Source organism: Cohnella sp. GCM10012308 (assembly GCF_042649185.1).
In the GTDB taxonomy this organism is placed as follows: Bacteria; Bacillota; Bacilli; order Paenibacillales; family Paenibacillaceae; genus Cohnella.
In genome coordinates this window covers 1-20,538 of the sequence record NZ_JBHRYU010000033.1, presented here as the reverse complement: position 1 = coordinate 20,538, position 20,538 = coordinate 1, and the positions used below count along the sequence as shown (strand labels likewise).

Genomic DNA, 20,538 nt, shown 5'->3' with positions numbered 1-20,538 from the left:
GATGATAAGCATGGCGCAAGGACTGAAGGTGGCCGTCATCGGCGGCGGTTCCTCGTATACGCCGGAGATCGTGGAAGGCTTCATCAACCGGTACGACAAGCTCCCGGTCCGGGAGCTGTGGCTCGTCGACATCGAAGCGGGACGGCACAAGCTCGAGATCGTCGGCGCGCTCGCGAAGCGCATGGTCGAGAAATCGGGCCTGCCGATCAGCGTGCACCTGACGCTGAACCGGCGCGAGGCGATCGAAGGCGCGGATTTCGTCTCGACGCAGATGCGCGTCGGCCTGCTCGAAGCCCGCAAGTGGGACGAGCACATTCCGAACCTGCACGGCGTTATCGGCCAGGAGACGACCGGCCCGGGCGGCATGATGAAGGCGCTGCGCACGATCCCCGCGCTGCTCGACATCTGCCGGGACATCGAAGAGCTGGCGCCGGACGCGTGGCTGCTGAATTTCACCAATCCGGCCGGCATGGTAACCGAGGCGATCTGCCGCTATTCCAAGGTGCGCAGCATCGGCTTGTGCAACGCGCCGATCGGTCTCACGAAATGGCTCAGCACCAAATACGACACGACGCCGTCGCGCATTTATACGGAGTTCGTCGGGCTCAACCATCTGCACTGGGTGACGCGCATTGAGATCGAGGGCATCGACCGTCTGCCCGAGCTGCTCGACAAGCGGGAACAATTCAACGGCAAAAACGTGCCCGCATCCGAATGGGACCCCGACTTCCTCCGCTCGCTGGGCGGGTTTCCTTCTTACTACCTCAAGTATTTTTACATGACGGACGTCATGCTCGAGGAGCAGCTTGAATCGCTGAAAAGCGGCGGCACGCGCGCCGAGGTCGTGAAGAAGGTCGAGGACGAGCTGTTCGAGCTGTACAAGGATCCGAACCTGCAGGAGAAGCCCAAGCAGCTGGAACAGCGCGGGGGGGCCTACTATTCGGAAGCGGCGGTTAATCTGATGGAGTCTCTTTACGGCGACAAGCGCGATATCCAGACGCTTAACGTACCGAACGGAGGCACGCTCGATTTTCTTCCGCCGGACGCCTGCATTGAGGTGAACTGCGTAGTGACGGGTCAGGGACCGCTGGCGCTGCCGGTGACCCGGGTGCCCGAGCAAGCCAAAGGACTCATCCATGCCGTCAAAACGTACGAACGTCTGACGATCCGCGCGGCCGTGGAGGGCGACAGAGATGTGGCGCTGCAGGCGATGGCGTCGCATCCGCTCGTGCCGTCCGTCCGCGTGGCAAAGCAGCTGCTTGACGAGATGCTGGAAAAGAACCGTCCGTATTTGCCTGCTTTTTTCTAAAACCGGTGGCGTATGCCTCCTGTCGCAGCCGAGCCTGCGGCGGGAGGTTTTTTTGTTCGCCTATCTGAATTTTTGGCGGCGGTTTGCGGTCAGATCGGCGCGCTTTCGGCGTGTTTGCCGGAGTCTTTCGATGTTTTGCGGACAACGTTTTCGGGCAAAAGCCTGCATTCGTACATGTATTTTCTGCCGACCGACGACGCGTGATGAAATACATGCAAATATGCAGGCAAATTCACAGCAAAGGCTGGAAATCGGGTCGGTGGAGGGGAATGCCTGCACATTTGCATCTTTTTCCCTCAGGGAGGCGGATATCGGCGAAAAAGGATGTATATTTGCAGGCGTTACGGCGAAGGAACGACGCGGGCGACGATCAGGCAGGTGTGTCGAAAAGGCTGTCGGATGCGTTGACGATTGGCATGTCATCGGTACGACTATCTAATGCGTCACGATTGGCAGGTCATCGGTACGACTATCTAGTGCGTCACGATTGGCAGGTCATCGGTGCGACTATCTAGTGCGTCACGATTGGCATGTCATCGGTACGACTATCTAATGCGTCACGGTAGGCAGGCTCATCGGAACGATTGTCTGATGCGTCAACGATAGGCGTCCTCGCCGAATCCAGTTCCGATATCCGCCGCAACCTAATTTTTCTGCCGAATTATGTCGTTTTGTAAACCTAACTAAATCATGAAGTTATTATTTAGCTAGATGATAAAAGCGAAATGGTTATATAAAAAGTAATTCAGCACCTGTTTTGAGTAAAGTAAGCGCTTTATAATGTGAGGCATATTCTGGTTGCGCGAGCTGGAAAAGGATGAACGCATGTTGTTGGCGCTAACAGAATTCGCGTTTTAGGTTACTTTATGGAGGAGGTTTCCGATGAAGGCTTCTAAGAAAATATTGTCGGGCGCATTGTCCACCGCGCTGGCGGCGACCGCCGTGTTAACCGGCGTCGCCGCGCCTGTAACGGCCTGGGCGGCCGAGCCGTCGGCGGCAGTCCATTCGTCCGTCGTTTCGGAATCGCCGGCCGGCATGCCGCTGTCCGACACGCTGCAGCATTGGGCGAAGGACAGCATTGCGAAGTGGGTAGCGAGCGGCGTGCTGAGCGGATATCCCGACCAGTCGTTTCATCCGGACGATCGGATCACGCGCGCAGAATTCGTCACGATCCTGAATCGCGTATTCGGCTTTTATGCCGAATCGAACGAGTCGTTCGCCGATGTCAGGGAGTCGAGCTGGTACGCGGGCGCCCTGTCGGTTGCGCGCGAAGCCGGCTATTACGAGGGCTTCCCGGGGAACCGGGCTCAGGCGGGAGAGGCGATCAGTCGCCAGGATGCCGTGACGCTGCTGGCGCGCGTGTTTTCGCTAGCCGTTTCCGGAAGCGCTTCAACGACGGAGAGCTTTAGCGACGGCGCGCAGATAAAAGCTTATGCGCGGACGGCGGTAGACGCGCTGTCCGGTATTCTGCAAGGCTATCAGGACGGTAGCTTCCGTCCGAATGACAGTATTACGCGCGCAGAGGTCGTGACGCTGATCGATAAGCTCGTCGCGGGCTACTATGCTTCCGCAGGCGCCGTCGAAGGCGGAGAGATCGCGGGCAACGTCGTCGTCAATCATGACGGCGCGACGCTTAAGGGCGCGGTCGTAAACGGCAATCTGTACTTAACTGCCGGCATCGGCGACGGCGAAGTAAAGCTCGACGGCGTCACGGTCAAAGGCAAGACCTTCATCGCGGGCGGCGGCCCGAACACCATCATCTTGAACGATACAACCTTGGGAGAAGTCGTGGTCGACCGCAAGGAAGGCGAGGTCCGCGTACAAGCGACCGGCAAGACCAAGATCGCGCAGATCACCGTAGCGCGCAAATCGAAGCTGGAGCTGGGGCAGGACGCGCGGATCGAAGCCGCGACCTTCAACGGTCCGGTCGGACTTGAGCTGGCATCGGGTGCATCGATAAACCGCCTGCAGGTGAATGCGGGTGCCGGCGGTACGACGATAGCCGGGGGAGGCGCCATCGGAACCGCCGTTATCGATACGACTGGCGTTACGGTAGGCGGAAAAGCGGTCGAAGCCGGCACGTTCGGCATCGCGAACGGCGCAGCTGCCCCGTCCGGGACCTCGACGCCTGCGAATCCGACCGTTACGACGCCGGTAAACCCTGCGGTCGCCGTAAACCTTGTCGATTCGGACGCTTCCGCCGCGACCAAGTCCCTGTTCGTCTATCTGAACGAGATTCGCGGTACCGGCATTTTGTTCGGCCAGCAGCATGCGACGACGGAGGGCTTGTCCATCGGCAAGCGTGACGGCACGGAATCCGACGCTTACAACGCGGTCGGGGAATACCCCGCGCTGTTCGGTTGGGACACGCTGACGCTGGAAGGGAAAGAAAAGCCGGGCGTCAACGGCGACTTCGCGCAGAGCCGCGACAATCTGATAGACGTGATGCGCAAAGCTTATAACGTTGGCGGCGTGCTGACGCTCAGCTCGCATCTGCCGAACTTCGTGACGGGCGGAGACTTTTACGACCTGAAGGGCAACGTGGTCTCGCACATTCTTCCGGGCGGAGACAAGCATGCCGCGTACAACGCGTTTCTCGACAACATCGCGGACTTCGCGAACCGTTTGAAGGACGACAACGGCAACCCGATCCCGGTTATCTACCGTCCCTTCCACGAGCAGAGCGGTAGCTGGTTCTGGTGGGGCGCGGCGTTCACGACGAAGGACGAATACCGGGAGATCTACCGCTATACCGTCGAATACCTGCGGGATATCAAGGGCGTGAGCAACTTCCTGTACGCTTACTCCCCGGGAGGCGGCTTCGGCACGAGCGAGGAGCGGTACATGGAGACGTATCCGGGCGACGACTACGTCGACATCCTCGGGTTCGACAGCTACTACAACGGGGAAGGCCAGAGCTGGTTCGACGGCGTCACGACGGAAGCCGCGCTCGTCTCCCGCGTAGCGGACAGCCATCGGAAGGTCGCCGCGCTCACCGAGTTCGGCTACCAGCAGATGAAAGCCGACGGCAACGCGACGCCCGACTTCTACACGAAGCTGTCCGCAGCGCTGCAGTCCGATCCGGACGCCAGGAAAATGGCGTACATGCTTACGTGGGCGAACTTCGGACCGACCGCCTACGTGCCGTACCCGACAGGCGAGGGACAGCCTGCGCATCAGATGCTGCCCGACTTCGTCAAGTATTTCGAGGAATCGTACACGCTGTTCAACAAAGAAGTATCTCACGCTTACGACCGCAGCGTGGCGACGGTGCGCGAGCAGCCGTTCATGCACGTCGCTTCCCCGACGGATCAGAGCACGGTCAAGACGACTACGACGCAGATCCGCGCGCGTATTCTGAACGAGACCCCGGCCCGCGTCGTCTATACGACGGACGCGGACGGCGCCGAGCATGCGCTGACGCTCGATCCGGCGACCGGCTTCTACACCGCAGACTGGTCTCCGGGGGCAAGCCTGAACGGCAAATCGGCGACCGTCGCCGTCAAGGCGTACGACGCGGAAGGCAAGGTGCTGCAGGAGCAGGCGAACACGGTATTCGTCAAAATTCCCGAGGTGCTGATCGGCGCGTATACGTTCGACGATGGCATCGAAGGCGTCCAGAGCAACGGGGGTTGGCAGGCTGATATAGAGAGCCTCTCGCATGCGATCCTGGGTGGCGACGGCAAGCTGAAGCTAAGCGTCACGGGCACGACGGCCGCGGACTCCTGGCAGGAGCTCAAGCTGGAGCTTAAAAACGCCAAGGCCATAGCGGGCACAGACACGCTCTCCGGCGTGAAACGCATTAAATACGAGGCGTGGGTGCCGGTCGCGGCGGGCGCCAAGAGCGGCGCGGCTACGCTGCGGAGCGTCGTCCAGCTGCCGCCGGATTGGGACAACAAGTACGGCATGGATACGACGCAGGTGTCCTTCGACAACATGGAGAAGGTCGAGATCGACGGGGAGCCGTACGTCCACTATGCGGCCGCGATCGATCTGACGGATGATGACGCGCTCGCCGCGGCGAACGGTCTGGCGCTGTCGCTCGTCGGCAGCGGATTGGACAACGGCGGCGCCGCATATCCGGTCTATATCGACAACATCCGCCTGTACAGCACTTACCAGGATGCGGCCGCAGATCCGGCATCGGTCGACGACTTCGAGGGCTATCTCGGCAGCAATGAAGCGCTCGGCGCGAAGTTCGTCCATGCAGGCGGCGACGATACGGCTTCGGCCCTCGACGCCGGCAACAAGCACGGCGGCAGCTACGGGTTGAAGTATACCTACACGCTGGCGGGCAGCGGCTATGCAGGCATCACCAAGGCGCTCGGAGGCGTGGATTGGTCCGGTTACAACGCGCTGCAGTTCTGGTATAAGCCGGACGGCAAGGGGCAGAAGCTCGTCATGCAGATCAACGCGGACGGAAAGACCTATGAATACTATCCGGATACGGCGACGGAAGAAGCGCAGCTCGTGTCCGCTCCATTCAGCGAATTCAAGCCGGCTAACGGCGCGACGGGCACGCTCACGAAGCTCAACCTGTCCAGGGTGAACGCTTTCTCCATCTACACGAATGCGAAGCCGGACGGAACCAGGCTGACGTCTTCCATGTACTTCGACGACATCCGCGCGGTCAGCGACGACGCGGCCGGCACGGTGCCGAACGGCAGCGCGGGCGGCGGGCTGCCGACGGGCACGCTGTACGGCTTCGACGGCGATACGCAGGGCTGGGCGCTGAACGACAGCCAGAATACGCTGGGCGCAGCCAACGTTAGGCAGGCGTCGGACGGCGAGCTGAAGGTGCTGGCGACGGATTTTGACGCGATCGGCACGGGGAGCCCTCCGCAGTTCGAGCTTGGCGCGATCTCGGACAAGGACCTGAGCAACGGTTCCTCGATCAAGCTTAAGGTGCGGCTTGCCGCGGGTACGGCCAAGGCCAAGCTGTTCATCAAGCACGGCGGCGCATGGACCTGGGTGAACGCCGACGAAACGACGCTGAACGCGGAATATCAAACGTTGACGCTGAACCTGAATGCCGGGGGCATCGACAAAACGGCGATCAAAACGATCGGCCTGCAAGTCTATTCGCCGGAGGGCACGGGGAAGATGACGCTGTACGTAGACGAAGTCGTGCTGGAATAGCGCTTCATAGCGTGGCGGTCAAGCCGCGAATTCTTATTCGAACTAAAAAGACGGCGCCCCCGAACCGCCAAGCGGCCGGGTGCGCCGTCTTCGTCGCGCGCTGCGACGGGAGACGAACAAGAAGGTTGATGGGCCGGAGCCTGCTCGGGGCAGGGCGGCTTTGCGGGCTTGCTGTGTCTAGGGTTCGTCTACCCGCGGATCGTACCGCCGTGATCGAAGCGCAGTCGGCAGCAGCGCCCGGGTTCGGCCCCGGGGAACGACGCGTCCAATGACTCATGGCTTAATCTGTAATTAAACGCGTGCGAGCGCCGTCAAACGACAAATTGCGATTTCGATCAAAAAAGGGACTTTTATCCATGACCCCCGACTCAGCGAGGCGTCTCGCTCATGGCGACCGAGACTAAACGATCCTCGGCGTCGCTGAACCGGACGGTCACGAACACGCCGAACTCCCGGTCGGCCTGGCGGAGCCAAAGCTTGAATTTTTCCTCGCTGAGGCCGTTTTCGAGCTGCGTTCTGCCGATGTGCGAATAATCGACGAGAGACGCCTTCGGATATTTGTCTTTGGTCTCCGCGATCGCGATCAGACTCCATTTGTGGTAAGAAGTGTCCGCGGCATCGGCACTTCCGGCGCGCAACGCCAAGCCCGTCCAGGCGGCGACTGCCAGCAAAGCGAGCAGGAAGCTCAGGCGGATTGTGCCCGTTACCTTCTTGGTATAGCGCTGATTCATCGTGGTTGCGACCTCCTTGATCATCGGTTGCCGACCGTACCATTATGCCCCAATCGAAGCGGATGATGCCCAGCGGACCGCGCGAATCTTAATGAATAAAAGATTGACATGGTTTAGTCGGACAAGCATAATACTGGTAAATAGTATGCACGGGGAAGCGCCCCGTCAGAGCCGCGCACGGGTCCGTGTCGCTTTGACGGGGCGCTTTTTTTCCGTAAAGGGAGCAGTGTGATGACTGACCTGAATAAGAAAGACAAGGATGACAAGAAAGCGAAGGGAGACACGAAAGCCAAGGAAAGTGAGGTCCGCGAGCAGATCGTGACCTACGAGATCTATGCGGACATGCCGGACGACGGCAATCGCTACGAGATCTTCGACGGCAAACTTGAGCTGATGTCCGGACCGAATATTTTTCATCAGGCCATCAGCGGCAAGCTGCATCTGCTCTTACAAAGCTGTACCTCGGATTACATCGTGCTGTATTCGCCGCTGGATGTCATCCTCAGCAAGACCAACGTCATGCAGCCGGATCTCGTGCTCGTCAGCAAGGACCGCTGGGACATCGTCAGCAAGCGCGGCGTGGAAGGAGCGCCGGATCTGGCCGTCGAGATCCTGGCGCCCGGCTCGCGCAAGCGGGATCGGGTGCGCAAGCACGCGGTTTACGAGAAGCACGGCGTATCCGAGTGCTGGATCGTCGACCCGACCGCCCGGACGCTGGAGCAGTTTTTGCTCGTCGACGGCCGCTACCGGGTAGGCGAGCTTTTCGAGGAGCAAGACCGGGTCGTCTCGGAGCGGTTCCCCTGCGTCTCCTTTGCGGTGGACGAGCTGTTCAAGGGCGACGTACTGGAGCGGCTGGCATCGCTGAACTGACCGAAGCTGACCGAAGCTGATCGAGGCTGGCCCGCCGCACCGTATTTAGCGGTCACTTCACGCGGAAGCCTGCATACGTCGACGGGGCGAGCCGGATCTCGTACAGCACGGCGCCGTCCTTCGCGTCCGTGGACAGAAGCTCCGGATGCGCGGCTGCGGTCAGTCCGGCGATGGAGCGGCCTTCCGGCAGCCGGATCCGCCACTTCTGCGGCCGCGCCGCGAAGTTTTCGAGCACGAATACGCCGTTGTCGTAAGCGAACTGGCCGGCATCCGCCGGGCCGAGCAGCTCGTACGGCAGTCCGAGCCGTGCCGCGAACAGGCTCCGCAGCTGCGTGACGACCGGCTCCGGCAGCTTCCAGAGGTCGGGGGCGTGATCGGGCACGATGAGCGTATGGATTTTACCCTTGCCGTAATTGTCGTACATCAGGATCGGAATGTTATTGTGCCCGCTGAGCGCCACGATCTCCTGCCAGGTCCCGTTCGTGCTGTATTCGAAGACGGGAAAGGACAGCGGCTCCGCGGACAGCGCAAAATCGTCGAAGGTGCAGCTGTAGGTATGCTGCGCGAATTGCTGAACGGACAGACGCTTACCGGTCGGACGGAGCGTCGTGAAGTCCTCCGCGCCTCGGCCGGACATTCGCTCGACGAACCCGGAGGTCATGACGATCTCGCCGCCCCCCTGCAGGTACCGCTTCATTTTAACGGCGATGTCTTCGTCCGCGGCTGCGCCGGCCGTGATGAGCAACGGCCCCTCTCCCTTCTCGGGAAAGTGAGGCGTCAGCTCGAACGGGATGCCGAGCATGCCGAGATAGTCGTACAGATGATCCTCGCCGCGCGCGCGATGCGGCACGTATACGGTCGCGCCGACCGGCGAGCCGAGCTCGCCCGCCAGCCGATCCAGCTTGTCCAGCTGGAAGCCGAGCGCCGGGACGTAGTGACTGTCCCGCAGCAGCGAATAGCAGAACAGCGTGAGCTCCTTCGCCTTGCCGAAGGCGGTCAGGTAGGCTTGCTCCAGATAGTAGTCGACGTACGTGCAGTCGAGGCTGTCGAACCAGCCGCCCCCGTTGCGGCCCGGCGCCAGATTGTCCATCCAGCGCAGCAGCGAATATGAGGCGTAGCGCGGGATGTGCTGCTGGCTGATCGCGGGATCGCGCGTCTCGGTGCCGGTATAGACGCCGTCGAACAGCGTGGGCTGCGTCTGCGTGTTATAGCCCGAGGCGTGATAGGATTCGTTCCAGTTCGGATATTTGATGATCATCTTCGATTTGGGATTCACCTCGCGGGCCGCCTCCATGATGAGCCGTTCCGACACCTCGGTCATGAGCTCGAGCCGGAACGCCTCCCACGACCGATCCCCTTTGCGCGCGAGACAGTCGTCGCAGCCGCAATTCGTGAAGAAAAAGTCGTCGAAGATGACTTCGTCGAATACGGCCGCCGCGTTCGCGACGGCTTCCTTGAATCTGGCTCTGGAAGCTTCGTCGGTGTAGCAGATGCCGCCGAACAGCCGCCGGTAGCCCGGACGGTACGCCTCGCCGAGCGTCGGCGTGATGCCGCCCGCGGTCGCGATGCCGCGCGTCTCGAACAGCGACTTCAGCTCAGTCAGCCGCTCGCGGCTCAGGCTGACGTCTCCCCGGTGATTTTCGATATACACTTTGGACAATCGCAGATGACGCTGGAAAAAATCCAGGTCGGCGGCAATTTCTTCGAGCGGTCTGTCAAGACAACCGGCCGTACAGTAGATGGCCAGCTTGAAGGCATCGTAGGATGGGGCTGGGTTTGTCATGGGCGAGGTCTCCTGTTCCTTGTAGCCGTATTTATGACTGATTATAGGCGGGGGGAACGACGGAAAGTTATGCAGGCACAACTAAAACTATTAAAAATGAAACCTGCGGCAAATCGAGGAAAGGTAAGCACGATTTCGGCGCGACAGGCTCTGTTCAGAATGTCTGGCGAGTCGAAAAACAGCATCTGTACATGTATTTTCTGCCGACCGACGACACTTGATGAAATACCTGCAAATGTGCAGGTAAATGCCAAGTTTAAGCGGGAAATTCAGCTGGTGGAGTAAAATAACTGCGCTTTTGCATCTATCCTGCCTAAAAGAGCCGACATCGGCGGAAATAGATGTATATTTGCAGGCGTTTAGGCGAAAGAACGACGTGGGCAACGATCGGCCAACCTATTGAAGGTGCTGTCTGATGAGCCAACGGAACGGCTGTCGGATGAGCCGTCGCCAGTCGTTCCGCACAATCGAGTCTCGGTTATCCATCAACTTAAAACGAGACCGTCAGGACGATCTTCGATCTCCCCTGACGGTTATTTTGCCGTCCGCGGATGCTGCGGCGGCTTGCGGGAGGATAGCCGGATTGCATAGACTAATCAATAGCGAGGTTGGCCAACAAATCTCCTTAACAAGGCCGACCTGAATAGAGCGCCGCCGGCTGGCGGAAAGGAGCGTCCGCATGTCCGTCCTGCAGTTCGATTCTCCGCCGCTGCCAGGCTACATCCGCAGCGGCTATAGCCTGGCCGGACCCGGCCGCAAGCATCCGGAGCGCATCGCGATCGGGGAATTCGACCTGCTGGTGGTCAGGCAAGGCTGCCTGTATGTCGGCGAAGAGGAGCGTCGTTACGCAGTGTCGGAAGGTCATGCGCTCATCCTGCGGCCCGATCTTCATCATTATCCCACGGAGGGTACGAGGGAGCAGACGGCTTCGTATTGGCTGCATTTCGATACGGAAGGCTCGTGGCGGGCGCTCGGCGAGAACGTAAACGAAGGCGAGGACGTAAACGAAGGCGAGGTTGGAGGCGAGGATCAAGGCGAGAATGAGGGCGAGGATCAAGGCGAGAATAAAGGCGCGAATCCAGCAGAAGCGCGCCAGGCCAAGCCCCGCATCCAGCCGTTCGCGATCCGGCTGCCGCAGTTCACGCGGCTTGCCGAGCCCGGCCGGATGTACGAGCTGCTGGACCGGTTGACCCGGCTGGAGTCCAATTCGCACCTGGACGACGTGCGCTGGCGGCAGCAGCGGCTGTTCCAGGAGGTGCTGCCGCTGCTCGCGGACTCGCTAGCCGCACGGGGTCCGAAGCCGGGCGAAGAGGTGGCGGACCGCGCCGCGTCCTATTTGCGCCTGCACTACGCAGAGCCGCTGACGGCCGCGCGTTTGGGCGAGGCGCTGCGGTTTCACCCCGTATACGTCGCCCGCTGCATGCGCCGGCGGTTCGGCTGCGCGCCGATGGAATATCTGCTGCGTTATCGGCTCGAGCAGGCCAAGCGGCTGCTGCTGCAAACGGACCTGCCCATTCTGCAGATCGCGAGAGAGACGGGCTTTCAGCAGGCCGCCTACTTCACGTCCTGCTTCCGCGCCAGGGAAGGTCTGACGCCGCGGGCGTACCGGCATGTATTCCATGGGCGCCGCTAGCCGGAATCTTTTTGGCAACTCGTCTACTTCGCTACCGCAAACCGCAGCACCGTCCGCAGCTTCTCCGGCGCCGTCCTGCGCGGATCGGACAGATAAATCTCGCGATGCAGCTTCGACGCGCGCCGGTAGCCCGACTCCGCGCAAAACGCCTCCATCCTCGCGAAGCTGGCCGGTTCGTCCTCGAAGCTGCCGGTATGCATCATTTGACAGCTCAAGCCGTCCGCGATCGTGATGAATTTCAGCCGATCGAGTGGCGCGTTCGGCTTCTTGGCCGCCGTCTTTTCCGCAAAATACCGGAACCCGTCCGCCGTGAGGAAATCGGGCTGGCGAATCATGATCGTGTACTTTAGATTGCGTTTGTCCGTGGACGGCTTCGTCAAGTCGACGAGCCCCCATACGCCCTCGAGCGGATAGACCGTATAATCGTAGTATCCGGCAGGCGCATCGTTTCCTTTATAGGACATTTTGACGGCATAGCTTAGCGCGTACAGCGCCTCCGTTTCCAGCGCGAACGCGGGACGGTTGGGATCGCCCTCGCCTTCGATCGCGACGAAGGACATGGCGGGCACGTCGAGAATAGCGGGCTCCCCTTTGGGGAGATAGAGCGCTTTGTCGTGTTTTTTGTAGTCGATTTTGACGGTCATGAGCGGTCCTCCTCTGTTTTAGTAACGTTATAATACAGCGTCTTCAGTGACAACTGATTGTCAGCGGCGGGTTTGACATTTGCGGGGCTGGACAATTGCGAGCCGCGATCGGTACACTTGGCTTAGAGCGGCTATGCCGGAACCAGATTCGATAAAGCAGGGAGACCGTATCCAATGAGATTTTCGATACAATACCTGTCCTTCTTCGTCATTCAGTCGGAGAGCGACAAGGAGACGGACACGAATAAGCGATACAAGCATTATCAAACGCTGGATCACTACGACTACGAGGACAGCGAAGTCAAGTCGTTTCTCGACGAAGAGTTCGCGCGGATCGCCAAGCGCAAGGCCGACATCAACCCGGATACCGCCGCGGCGCCGACCAAGATCGGCCGCTTCATTATGGAGCCGGGGCAGGAGCCCGAGAGCAATCCGAATTATAACCTGTTCCAGCGGCTGCGCGTGGCCACGACCAAGGAGCAGTTCCATTATGCGTGCGACGACGTGCTGCGGAGCTATATGGACACGAGCGCGGTGCGCGGAGGCGCGTTTATCGTGGCGGCGGCCAAGGTGAACGAGCTGTTCGACGAGCCGTTCGTATTCGTGCTGAAGTGCGACTTCGAGTCCAAGATCGCCCGCATCTCCGACGAGCGCAGCTTGATCTCCAAGGTCGACATGGCCATCAGCGCGCGCAACATCAAGTCGATTCAGTATCCCCACATGCCGGAGGAAGGAATGCTCGAGCCTTACGAGCTGAAGATTCATCAGGCATCGCATGCGCGTTACTTCGAGGACTTTTTGAAGTACGTTTCGTACGAGAAGTCGAAGCCGGAGATCGTGAACGATCAGGTCCTGGGCCTTGTGCAGGAATATATGGAGCGCAAATGGTCGGGAGACGGCACGGAGGGCGAGACGGGCTATGCGGCGGACGGGGGCGCGGGAGCGATGGGCGGCCCGGGCGCCTTGCAGGACGGCGGAATGGCCGACGCGTACGGGGCCGGCGGCGAAGCTGCCGGCGGTTATGGCGAGTACGAGGCGATCCGGCAGCGCGACCCGTCGGCGGATACGGGCTTTGGCGCGCCGGGCTACGGCGCGTCGGGTTACGACGAAGCCGGCTCGGGCGGCGCATACGGCGGCCAGGGTGACGGTGGCTATGGCGGCGGCCAGGGCGGTGGCGGCTATGGCGGCGGAGGCGGAGGTATATCGCGGGCTGCGCGCGGCAACGGCAGCTGGGCGCAGGAGGCGCGCGAGTTCGAGATGTGGGCGGCCGGCGACAAGCGGCAGCTGCAGGAGAAGTGGACGCACGAAGACGTCATGGGCGCGACCGCCCATATCGTGGAGTATCAGCCGGACCTGGAGCTGAAGTTCAAAGCCGACGATATATCCGTACGGGCCAAGATGACCGATTACGGCGATTCTATCCATATCGCCCGCATGAACGGCAAGTACGTGCTGCTGATCGAAGCCGACGGCCTGCACTTTGACAAGGGCATGTCCCCGATCGAGCTGCTGCACCCCGAGGACATCGAGCAAGTGCTGGCCCGCATGCGCGGCCGCCCGCGCCCGGGACACTAAGACGTTAACTTTCGGCAATGGTTGAAGCGTGCTGCCGGGCTTACGATACATGTGAGAAACGAGGGTGGCGCTAAATTGGGCCTCTCTCGAGGCGGGAGTAGCAAGGGCGGCCGAGATTGCTACTTGGGCTGCGAGAGCGAGCGTGGATGCGAGGTAGATAGCGGCAATTATTGCCGCTATGGGTCTGCGAGAGTGCGGGTGCGAGATGGATAGCGGCAATTATTGCCGCTATGGGTCTGCGAGAGTGTGGATGCGAGATAGGTAGCGGCAATTTTTGCCGCTATGGGTCTGCGAGAGTGTGGATGCGAGGTAGATAGCGGCAGTTTTTGCCGCTATGGTTTCGCGTGAGTAAGGGTGCGAGATGGATAGCGGCAGTTTTTGCCGCTATGGGTCTGCGAGAGTGTGGATGCGAGGTAGATAGCGGCAATTATTGCCGCTATGGGTCTGCGAGAGTGCGGGTACACGGTAGATAGGCGACATGAAGTTACTTTATTGCTAAGTCGAGGTATGTTTGTGAACATAGCGGATATCGCGCTGTTTAAAGGGCTGTCCAATGTGGACCTGGCCAAGGTGCTTGGGCGACTGGAGAGGCGTACGCTGCGGGCGGACGAGACGCTGTTTCGGGCGGGCGACCCGGGGGATGGCATGTACGTCGTGTTGCGCGGCCAGATCGCGTTATACGTGGAGACGGAGGAAGGCGCGCGGCGGGCGCTGACGGTGCTGCACGAGGGTGATATGCTTGGCGAGATGGCGCTTCTGACCGGAGAGCCGCGCAGCGCGACCGCCGTCGCGGCAGCCGAGACGGAGCTTTTCGAGCTCGGCGAAGAGACATTTCGGCAGCTGATCGAGGAGCACGCCGTTCTCTCCGCCTACTTTATTCGTTTGCTGTCCGGCAGGCTGACGCAGACGAACGCGCGGCTGACGGAGACGCGCGAGGCGGAAACTGCAAGGGTCCGTCAGCAGGCGTCGCAGTGGCCGGCCGAGGTTGCGAACGCGATGTTTGCGGCTGCGGCGCTGTCGTTTGCGGACAAGCCGCTGCTGGAGCAGTTGTCCGGACTGGGCTCCTTCGACGCCGCGCTGGCAGCGGATGCGGACCTTCGCGCCATGATCCGTCAGGATCCGGATCGCGCCGCACGCATCGCCGTTATGCCGGCCGTGCGAGCCGTGCTGAAGGAGATGTACGTCGAGCGGCATGGGCATGGCGCCCGTGCACAATTGACGCATGACGCCGCGCAATATTATGCGGCTACAGGAGACCCGGCGGCTGCGGCAGCGTTGCTGGCAGACGGCGGAGCTTGGGCGGAGTTGCTCGCGCTGCTGGAGGCCGCGCCCGCTCTACGCGCCGCCGGCGCATCGCCGAGCGCCGCCGAGGCCGCAGCGGCGCTGGAGGCCGCGACCCGGCAGCCGCTCAGCCGCGGCGCGGCCGGCGCAATCGCGCAGCGGACTTCCGCAACGGCCCCTGCGCCTCGGCAGGATTTGCCGCTCGCGGACCTGCTGGCGCGCTGCCCCGACGAGCTGTTGTTCGACCATCCGGGCTTGTTCGCCGCCTATCTGGAAGATTGCCTCGCACGCGGCCGCGAAGAGGGGTACGTCCGGTTCGAGACGGCGCTCGAGACGGCGTCCGAACGCTTTGAGCCCGTGCAGACCGCTGCCCTGTACGCATGGGGAGCCGAATGGTGCAGGCAGGCGGGCCGTTCGCACAAAGCGCTGGAATACATGCGGCTCGCCGAGTCGCTTCCCGGCACCGAGCCGGATAGCACTGAGCAAGGCTTGCGCCTGGCCAGAGAGAAGCTGCGGGACGAGCGAAACAAGCGGCTCGTCGAGCAGGCCGGCGCGCTCTTGGGCGGCGGACGTCTCGCTTGGCTTGCCGGCATCGTGCTGGCGCTGTCCGGTTTGCTTTATTTCCACTTCGCCGATCCGTTCGCCGGGCTGACCCGGCAGGGGATGGACTTCATCGGCATCGGCATCGCCGCTGTCGTCATGTGGATCGTGCGCGTCGTGCCGGACTACCTCGTGGCGCTGTTCATGGCGATGCTGTGGGTCGCGGGCGGCGTTGTCGAGCCGTCGGTGGCGCTGTCCGGCTTTGCCTCGCCAAGCTGGCTCTACATGCTGTTCATTTTGGCCCTGGGCGCGGCGATTACGAAGTCCGGCCTGCTGTATCGCTTTTCCCTGCTCGCGCTGAAGCTGTTTCCCGCCAGCTACCGCGGGCAGTTCTGGGGGATTATCGCGAGCGGCGCGCTGCTGAATCCGCTGATCCCCTCTTCCTCGGCGAAGGTCGGACTAGGCGTGCCGATCGCCCGCACGCTGTCCGAAGCGATGGGCTTCGCCGACCGCTCGCGCGGGATGGCGGGGCTGTCGCTCACCGCGATGGTGTTCTACGGCTTCACGGCGCCGTTCGTGCTGACGGGCTCTTACACCAACGTTATGGCGCTGGGCATGGCCGGCGGGACAAAGGGCGTGAGCTGGTTCCAATGGCTGATCTACGCCTTGCCGGCCTTCCTCGTCTTCGGCGGAGCGATGGCGGGCTACATGGCCTGGACCTTTCGCCGGCGGGAGCCCGGACGCCCGATCCGCCGGGAGGTGCTCGACGATCAGCTGAAGCTGATCGGACGGTGGACCCGAAGCGAGCGCGTGACGGCCGCGGCTGCGCTCGGGTCGATCGCGCTGCTGGTTCTGCAGCCGCTGCACGGACTGGACTACGCCTGGGTCATGCTGCTCGGCTTCGCGGCGCTGGTCGTGTTCGGCGTGCTGGACGGACAGGCGCTCAAGACGGGCATCGATTGGCCGTTTCTGCTGTTTATCGGCGTCGCCTTCAGCTTTGCCGAAGTTGCCGAGCGGGTTGGGGTCGTGGATGCGATGTCGGACGTACTGGGCGCGCGTATGGCTTCCTTCTCAGGCTCGCCGACGCTGTTTCTCGTCTCGGTCGTGCTGCTGTCGTTTCTCGTGACGCTGATCGTCCGGGACGACGCGGCCGTCATTTTGCTCGTCGTGTCGACCGCGGGCCTGGCGGCGCACGCTGGCATCCACCCTTGGGTGCTCGTTTTCGTCATCTTGCTATCGACCGATCCGTTCTTTTTTGCCTACCAGTCCCCGACCTATCTGACCGGCTACTATAGCGCGGAAGGGCGATCGTTCACGCATCGCCAGGGTCAGTTGACCGCGCTCGGCTACGGCCTCGCCGTGCTGCTGCTGACCGTCGCCTGCGTGCCCTACTGGAAATGGCTCGGGCTGATCGGCCACGCGGGATGACGGCGTGCGCGGCGTCGATCGTTTTTTCCGGCACCGTTCCTGAACTTGGTCATAGGACGGCCCCGCCTGGCGGCGTTATAATAGATTCATAGATAATGGACGGACGATAAAGGGGCTGACGGGCATGGGCGACAGAGAGGCCGGTATAGCGCCGGCGCGCCGCGCCTACAGTTTGCAGACGGGCAAAGGACGCCTGGGACGCGCCTTCGCCGGGGACCAAGGGCCGTGGCGCGGCGCAATCGCGGGGCTGTGGATCGCGGGGGGCGCCGCAGCGGGCACGGGCATACTGGGCGCGCCGACGGGCTTCGGAACGCCGATCGATCTTATATCGGCAATATCCGCGCATACGGGAGCCTTCGCTTTATTCTCATTGCTCATCGCATGGGCCCTGACGTTCGTGCCGCGGCTGTCCGGTCCGTTCGCGACCGCAGGCGGCCTGCTGTACACGAGCGTGCTTGCCTTTTTTTTGCTGTTTTTCAGCGATATGGGCGTCATCCTGTCGCTTCTATTGGCATGCGCCTATACGCTCGCCGCCGCCGGGACGGGCTGGCTGCTTGCCGCAGCGTTCGCGCGGGAGACCGGCAAGCGCCGGCGGATCGCTTCTATTCTTGCGCTGGCGCTGGTCGGCGGCGCGGCTGCCTGGTCGGCGGATCCTTCCCTTCTGCGGCCGGATTGGCCGGGTCGCTTCTCGATGGACGATGCCGATTCCGCGGCCGACGCGGGCGAAGGGAGCGCAGGGGACGCCGATGGCGCCGAGAGCGCCTTTCTTCCGCTAACGACGGGCGATCCGTCGCTGCCAGGCAGCTACGCTTACGATGTCTTCACCTACGGGAGCGGAACCGATCGTCGCCCCGAGTTCGGCAAGAACGCGCGGATGGTCTCGAAGCAGGCGGACGCGTCCGCCTATTTGAAGGACTGGCCGCTTCTTCGCAAATGGTACTGGGGGTTCGGACCGAAGACGCTTCCGTTAAACGGGCGCGTGTGGATGCCGAGCGGCGAAGGCGTCTTTCCGCTGGTGCTCATCGTACACGGCAATCACGCGATGGAGGATTACTCGGACGGGGGCTACGCCTATCTGGGCGAGCAGCTCGCCAGCCGCGGCTACATCGCCGTATCGGTCGACGAGAACTTTCTGAACTATTCCGTCTGGTCGGGCATTCCCGATCAGGATATGAAGCTGAGGGCCTGGATGCTGCTACGGCACATCGGCCAGCTGCGGGACTTTAACGAAGATGCGGCTTCTCCGCTCTACGGCAAGGTGAATTTGCAAAAGATATCGCTCGTCGGGCACTCGAGAGGCGGACAAGCGGTCGCGATGGCGGCGGATCGGGACGAATGGTTCGAGCGCGATGCGTCCTTGCCCGCGGCGGCGGACTATCGGATCGTATCCGTGGCCGCGATCGCGCCGACCGACACCGTCGTGGACGGCAAGCAGGCACGGCTTCGCGGCGTCTCTTACCTGACGCTGCAGGGCGCGTCCGACGCCGATATCAACGATTTTTTCGGCGACCGGCAGTATTCGCGCACGACGTTTCCGGCCGGCGGGGCCGGACAAGCCGGTACGGCGTTCAAAGCGTCCCTCTACATAGAGGGCGCCAACCACGGGCAATTTAACGAGAGCTGGGGCCAGCGCGACAGCTCGCTGCCGGCGGGACTTTTTCTACGCAAGCCTGCGCTCCCGGGAGAGGCGCAGCGGACGATCGCCAAGGGCTACCTGACCGCCTTTATGGAAGCGACGCTCGGCGGAGACGACGCCTACATGCCGCTATTCGAAGATTATCGCTCGGCGAGCGCCTATCTTCCGGCTACGCGTTACGTCAGTCGGTACGAGAGCGATGCCTTTATGGCGTTAGCCCGGTTTGACGACCGGGATGCCGTCCCGGCGATTCCCGGCGCAGGCATATCGGGAATGTCGGCGGGCGTGACCGCAGAAGTCGCCGAAGCGCTGGACAGGCAGAGGAACGGCAAGGGAACGCACGGGCTCTCGTTGCAGTGGGCAACCGACGGGGGCAAATTCACGATGACGTGGGGAAAAGCCTTTGCCACCGGCGCTCCTACAAACGGCAAAGCTGCGCTCGCCTTTGCGATGGCCGATCTGTCCCGCGACCTCAAGGGTCAGAGCGGAACGATTAACGCAGCGGCGATCAGAGTCGGCCTTACGGACGCGAACGGAACCTACGTCGAGGTGCCGCTCTCGGATTTCGCATCGCCGCAGCCGCTTTTCCGCGCCTCGATTACCCGTCTGGGTTCGCTGGAGTCTCTTGTTGACGACGGAAAGTACCGGGAGCCGTACGAGCCGGTATTCCAAACCTATCGATTGCCGCTTGGCGCATGGACGGAGGCGAATCCGTCATTCGAGCCGGGTACCCTCAGCGGGATCTCGTTCGTGCTGAGCGGCGGTCCGGCAAAAGTCATGCTGGACGATATCGGAATCAGCCCCTTTTGACGCCCGATGCGAACTGTAATTCGCATGTTGACAGTTGGCGGGGGACGGCCGTATACTGTGTTTGAAAGAGCACAGTTGGACGCTGTCCCGATACCGGTTAAGCCGGCTCGCGACGTTAACTGTGTTCAACACAAACATAGATCATTAAGTGGAGGGAATATTTATGAGCGAAACTATCGCAAGCGCAACCGAATATGCAAGCGTCGTCCGCGACCGTCATTCCGTACGTCAGTACGATCCGAACTGGACGATCTCCGAGTCCGAGCTGAAGGAAATTCTGGCGGAAGCGTCGCTGGCGCCTTCGAGCAGCAATACGCAATCCTGGCGTTTCCTCGTTTTCCACGACAAGGAGCTGCAACAAAAACTGCTGCCGATCGCGTTCAACCAGCAGCAGATCGTCGATTCGTCGGCGGTCATCGCGGTGCTCGCGGACCGCGAAGGCTTCAAGCGTCTCGGACAAATTAACGATATCGCGGTGGAGAAGGGGATCATGCCCCGCGAATTCGCCGACCAGTACACGGAGCGCAGTCTTACGATGTACGGCAACCTGAGCGCGGATAAGCAAACGCATATCGCGCTTGTCGACGGCGGACTCGTCAGCATGCAAATCATGCTGTCGGCCAAAGCGCGCGGCTACGACACCGTGCCGATGGGCGGCTACGATGCCGCGAAGCTCGCAGAAGAGTTCGGCATCCCCGAGACGCTCGTGCCGGTCATGCTCATCGCGGTGGGCAAAGCGGCGGCTCCAGGCAGAGCGACGGCGCGTCTGCCGCTCGAGGAGATCACGTTCTGGAACGGCCAGGGCCTGAAGTAAGACTTAGATTATATAGATTACCTTAGAGGACGAAGCAGCTCGCATGCTGCTTCGTCTTTTTTGGATGATCAGAAAGTATAAAGCGGGGCGGCCGTTCGCGGACAATGAACCGCGCTTATGCTTGTATCGGCGTTTTGAAAGTTTGGCGGTTAAAAAAGCTGCATTTGTGCATGTATTTTTTATGGGCTCGCTCCCTTTGATGAAATTCCTGCAAATGCGGTTACTACTTAGCTCCCCCCCTCGGCGGGGGGATTTTTTGTTTTTTTTCTAACCTAGAAGGGATTTAAGCATACCCATCGAGAATTAGTAGTTAAACCCAAACGAGGATTGTGAAGAGATGGAATT

The 20,538-nt window shown here is 61.3% G+C and carries 11 protein-coding genes and 1 pseudogene; 9 read left to right on the top strand and 3 right to left on the bottom strand.

What is annotated here, in order from left to right:
• Positions 1-10: 10 nt before the first annotated feature.
• Both ACFOTD_RS27215 and ACFOTD_RS27210 read left to right on the top strand, forming a co-directional pair.
• Entirely contained in the window at positions 11-1,309 is a 1,299-nt protein-coding gene (locus tag ACFOTD_RS27215) for a 6-phospho-beta-glucosidase (protein WP_378123098.1), read from the top strand.
• A gap of 882 nt (positions 1,310-2,191) precedes the next feature.
• On the top strand, positions 2,192-6,448 hold the full coding sequence (locus tag ACFOTD_RS27210; RefSeq protein WP_378123097.1) for a CIA30 family protein: 4,257 nt from the start codon (positions 2,192-2,194) through the stop codon (positions 6,446-6,448).
• A gap of 368 nt (positions 6,449-6,816) precedes the next feature.
• Here ACFOTD_RS27210 and ACFOTD_RS27205 read toward each other — a convergent pair whose 3' ends face one another.
• Entirely contained in the window at positions 6,817-7,179 is a 363-nt protein-coding gene (locus ACFOTD_RS27205) for a DUF3889 domain-containing protein (RefSeq protein WP_378123096.1), read from the bottom strand.
• A gap of 231 nt (positions 7,180-7,410) precedes the next feature.
• Here ACFOTD_RS27205 and ACFOTD_RS27200 point away from each other — a divergent pair, with 231 nt between their 5' ends.
• A complete protein-coding gene (locus ACFOTD_RS27200; RefSeq protein ID WP_378123095.1) occupies positions 7,411-8,049 on the top strand; it encodes a Uma2 family endonuclease in 639 nt (212 codons plus the stop codon).
• Positions 8,050-8,101: 52 nt separating this feature from the next.
• On the opposite strand, the gene ACFOTD_RS27195 is transcribed toward ACFOTD_RS27200, so the two are convergent.
• The gene (locus ACFOTD_RS27195; RefSeq protein ID WP_378123094.1) at positions 8,102-9,832 is read right to left on the bottom strand and encodes a permease; all 1,731 of its coding nucleotides are present in this window, start codon (positions 9,830-9,832) and stop codon (positions 8,102-8,104) included.
• A 679-nt stretch (positions 9,833-10,511) separates the two neighbouring features.
• Here ACFOTD_RS27195 and ACFOTD_RS27190 point away from each other — a divergent pair.
• Positions 10,512-11,465 carry a helix-turn-helix domain-containing protein gene (locus ACFOTD_RS27190; RefSeq protein WP_378123093.1) on the top strand — a complete coding sequence of 318 codons (954 nt, stop codon included), beginning with the start codon at positions 10,512-10,514 and terminating at the stop codon, positions 11,463-11,465.
• 23 nt (positions 11,466-11,488) lie between these two features.
• On the opposite strand, the gene ACFOTD_RS27185 is transcribed toward ACFOTD_RS27190, so the two are convergent.
• Positions 11,489-12,109: a GyrI-like domain-containing protein gene (locus tag ACFOTD_RS27185; RefSeq protein ID WP_378123092.1), complete on the bottom strand. Its 621-nt coding sequence runs from the start codon at positions 12,107-12,109 to the stop codon at positions 11,489-11,491.
• 174 nt (positions 12,110-12,283) lie between these two features.
• Between ACFOTD_RS27185 and ACFOTD_RS27180 the strand changes: the two are divergent.
• The 5 genes and pseudogenes from ACFOTD_RS27180 to ACFOTD_RS27160 all read left to right on the top strand — a co-directional run.
• A pseudogene (locus tag ACFOTD_RS27180) lies at positions 12,284-13,015 on the top strand (DUF3900 domain-containing protein); the annotation flags it as partial.
• 39 nt (positions 13,016-13,054) lie between these two features.
• On the top strand, positions 13,055-13,684 hold the full coding sequence (locus ACFOTD_RS27175) for a DUF3898 domain-containing protein (RefSeq protein WP_378123167.1): 630 nt from the start codon (positions 13,055-13,057) through the stop codon (positions 13,682-13,684).
• A 513-nt stretch (positions 13,685-14,197) separates the two neighbouring features.
• Positions 14,198-16,933: an SLC13 family permease gene (locus ACFOTD_RS27170; RefSeq protein WP_378123091.1), complete on the top strand. Its 2,736-nt coding sequence runs from the start codon at positions 14,198-14,200 to the stop codon at positions 16,931-16,933.
• A gap of 124 nt (positions 16,934-17,057) precedes the next feature.
• Positions 17,058-19,379 carry an alpha/beta hydrolase family protein gene (locus tag ACFOTD_RS27165; protein WP_378123090.1) on the top strand — a complete coding sequence of 774 codons (2,322 nt, stop codon included), beginning with the start codon at positions 17,058-17,060 and terminating at the stop codon, positions 19,377-19,379.
• Between the two features lie 163 nt (positions 19,380-19,542).
• Positions 19,543-20,193 (top strand): nitroreductase family protein, encoded by a 651-nt coding sequence (locus ACFOTD_RS27160; protein ID WP_378123089.1) that lies wholly within the window; start codon positions 19,543-19,545, stop codon positions 20,191-20,193.
• The last annotated feature ends 345 nt before the right edge of the window (positions 20,194-20,538 follow it).

Coding starts and splice junctions, on each gene's coding strand:
- ACFOTD_RS27215 (WP_378123098.1), top strand. CDS start 11: ATGGCGCAAGGACTGAAGGTGGCCGTCATCGGCGGCGGTTCCTCGTAT.
- ACFOTD_RS27210 (WP_378123097.1), top strand. CDS start 2,192: ATGAAGGCTTCTAAGAAAATATTGTCGGGCGCATTGTCCACCGCGCTG.
- ACFOTD_RS27205 (WP_378123096.1), bottom strand. CDS start 7,179: ATGAATCAGCGCTATACCAAGAAGGTAACGGGCACAATCCGCCTGAGC.
- ACFOTD_RS27200 (WP_378123095.1), top strand. CDS start 7,411: ATGACTGACCTGAATAAGAAAGACAAGGATGACAAGAAAGCGAAGGGA.
- ACFOTD_RS27195 (WP_378123094.1), bottom strand. CDS start 9,832: ATGACAAACCCAGCCCCATCCTACGATGCCTTCAAGCTGGCCATCTAC.
- ACFOTD_RS27190 (WP_378123093.1), top strand. CDS start 10,512: ATGTCCGTCCTGCAGTTCGATTCTCCGCCGCTGCCAGGCTACATCCGC.
- ACFOTD_RS27185 (WP_378123092.1), bottom strand. CDS start 12,109: ATGACCGTCAAAATCGACTACAAAAAACACGACAAAGCGCTCTATCTC.
- ACFOTD_RS27175 (WP_378123167.1), top strand. CDS start 13,055: ATGGGCGGCCCGGGCGCCTTGCAGGACGGCGGAATGGCCGACGCGTAC.
- ACFOTD_RS27165 (WP_378123090.1), top strand. CDS start 17,058: ATGGGCGACAGAGAGGCCGGTATAGCGCCGGCGCGCCGCGCCTACAGT.
- ACFOTD_RS27160 (WP_378123089.1), top strand. CDS start 19,543: ATGAGCGAAACTATCGCAAGCGCAACCGAATATGCAAGCGTCGTCCGC.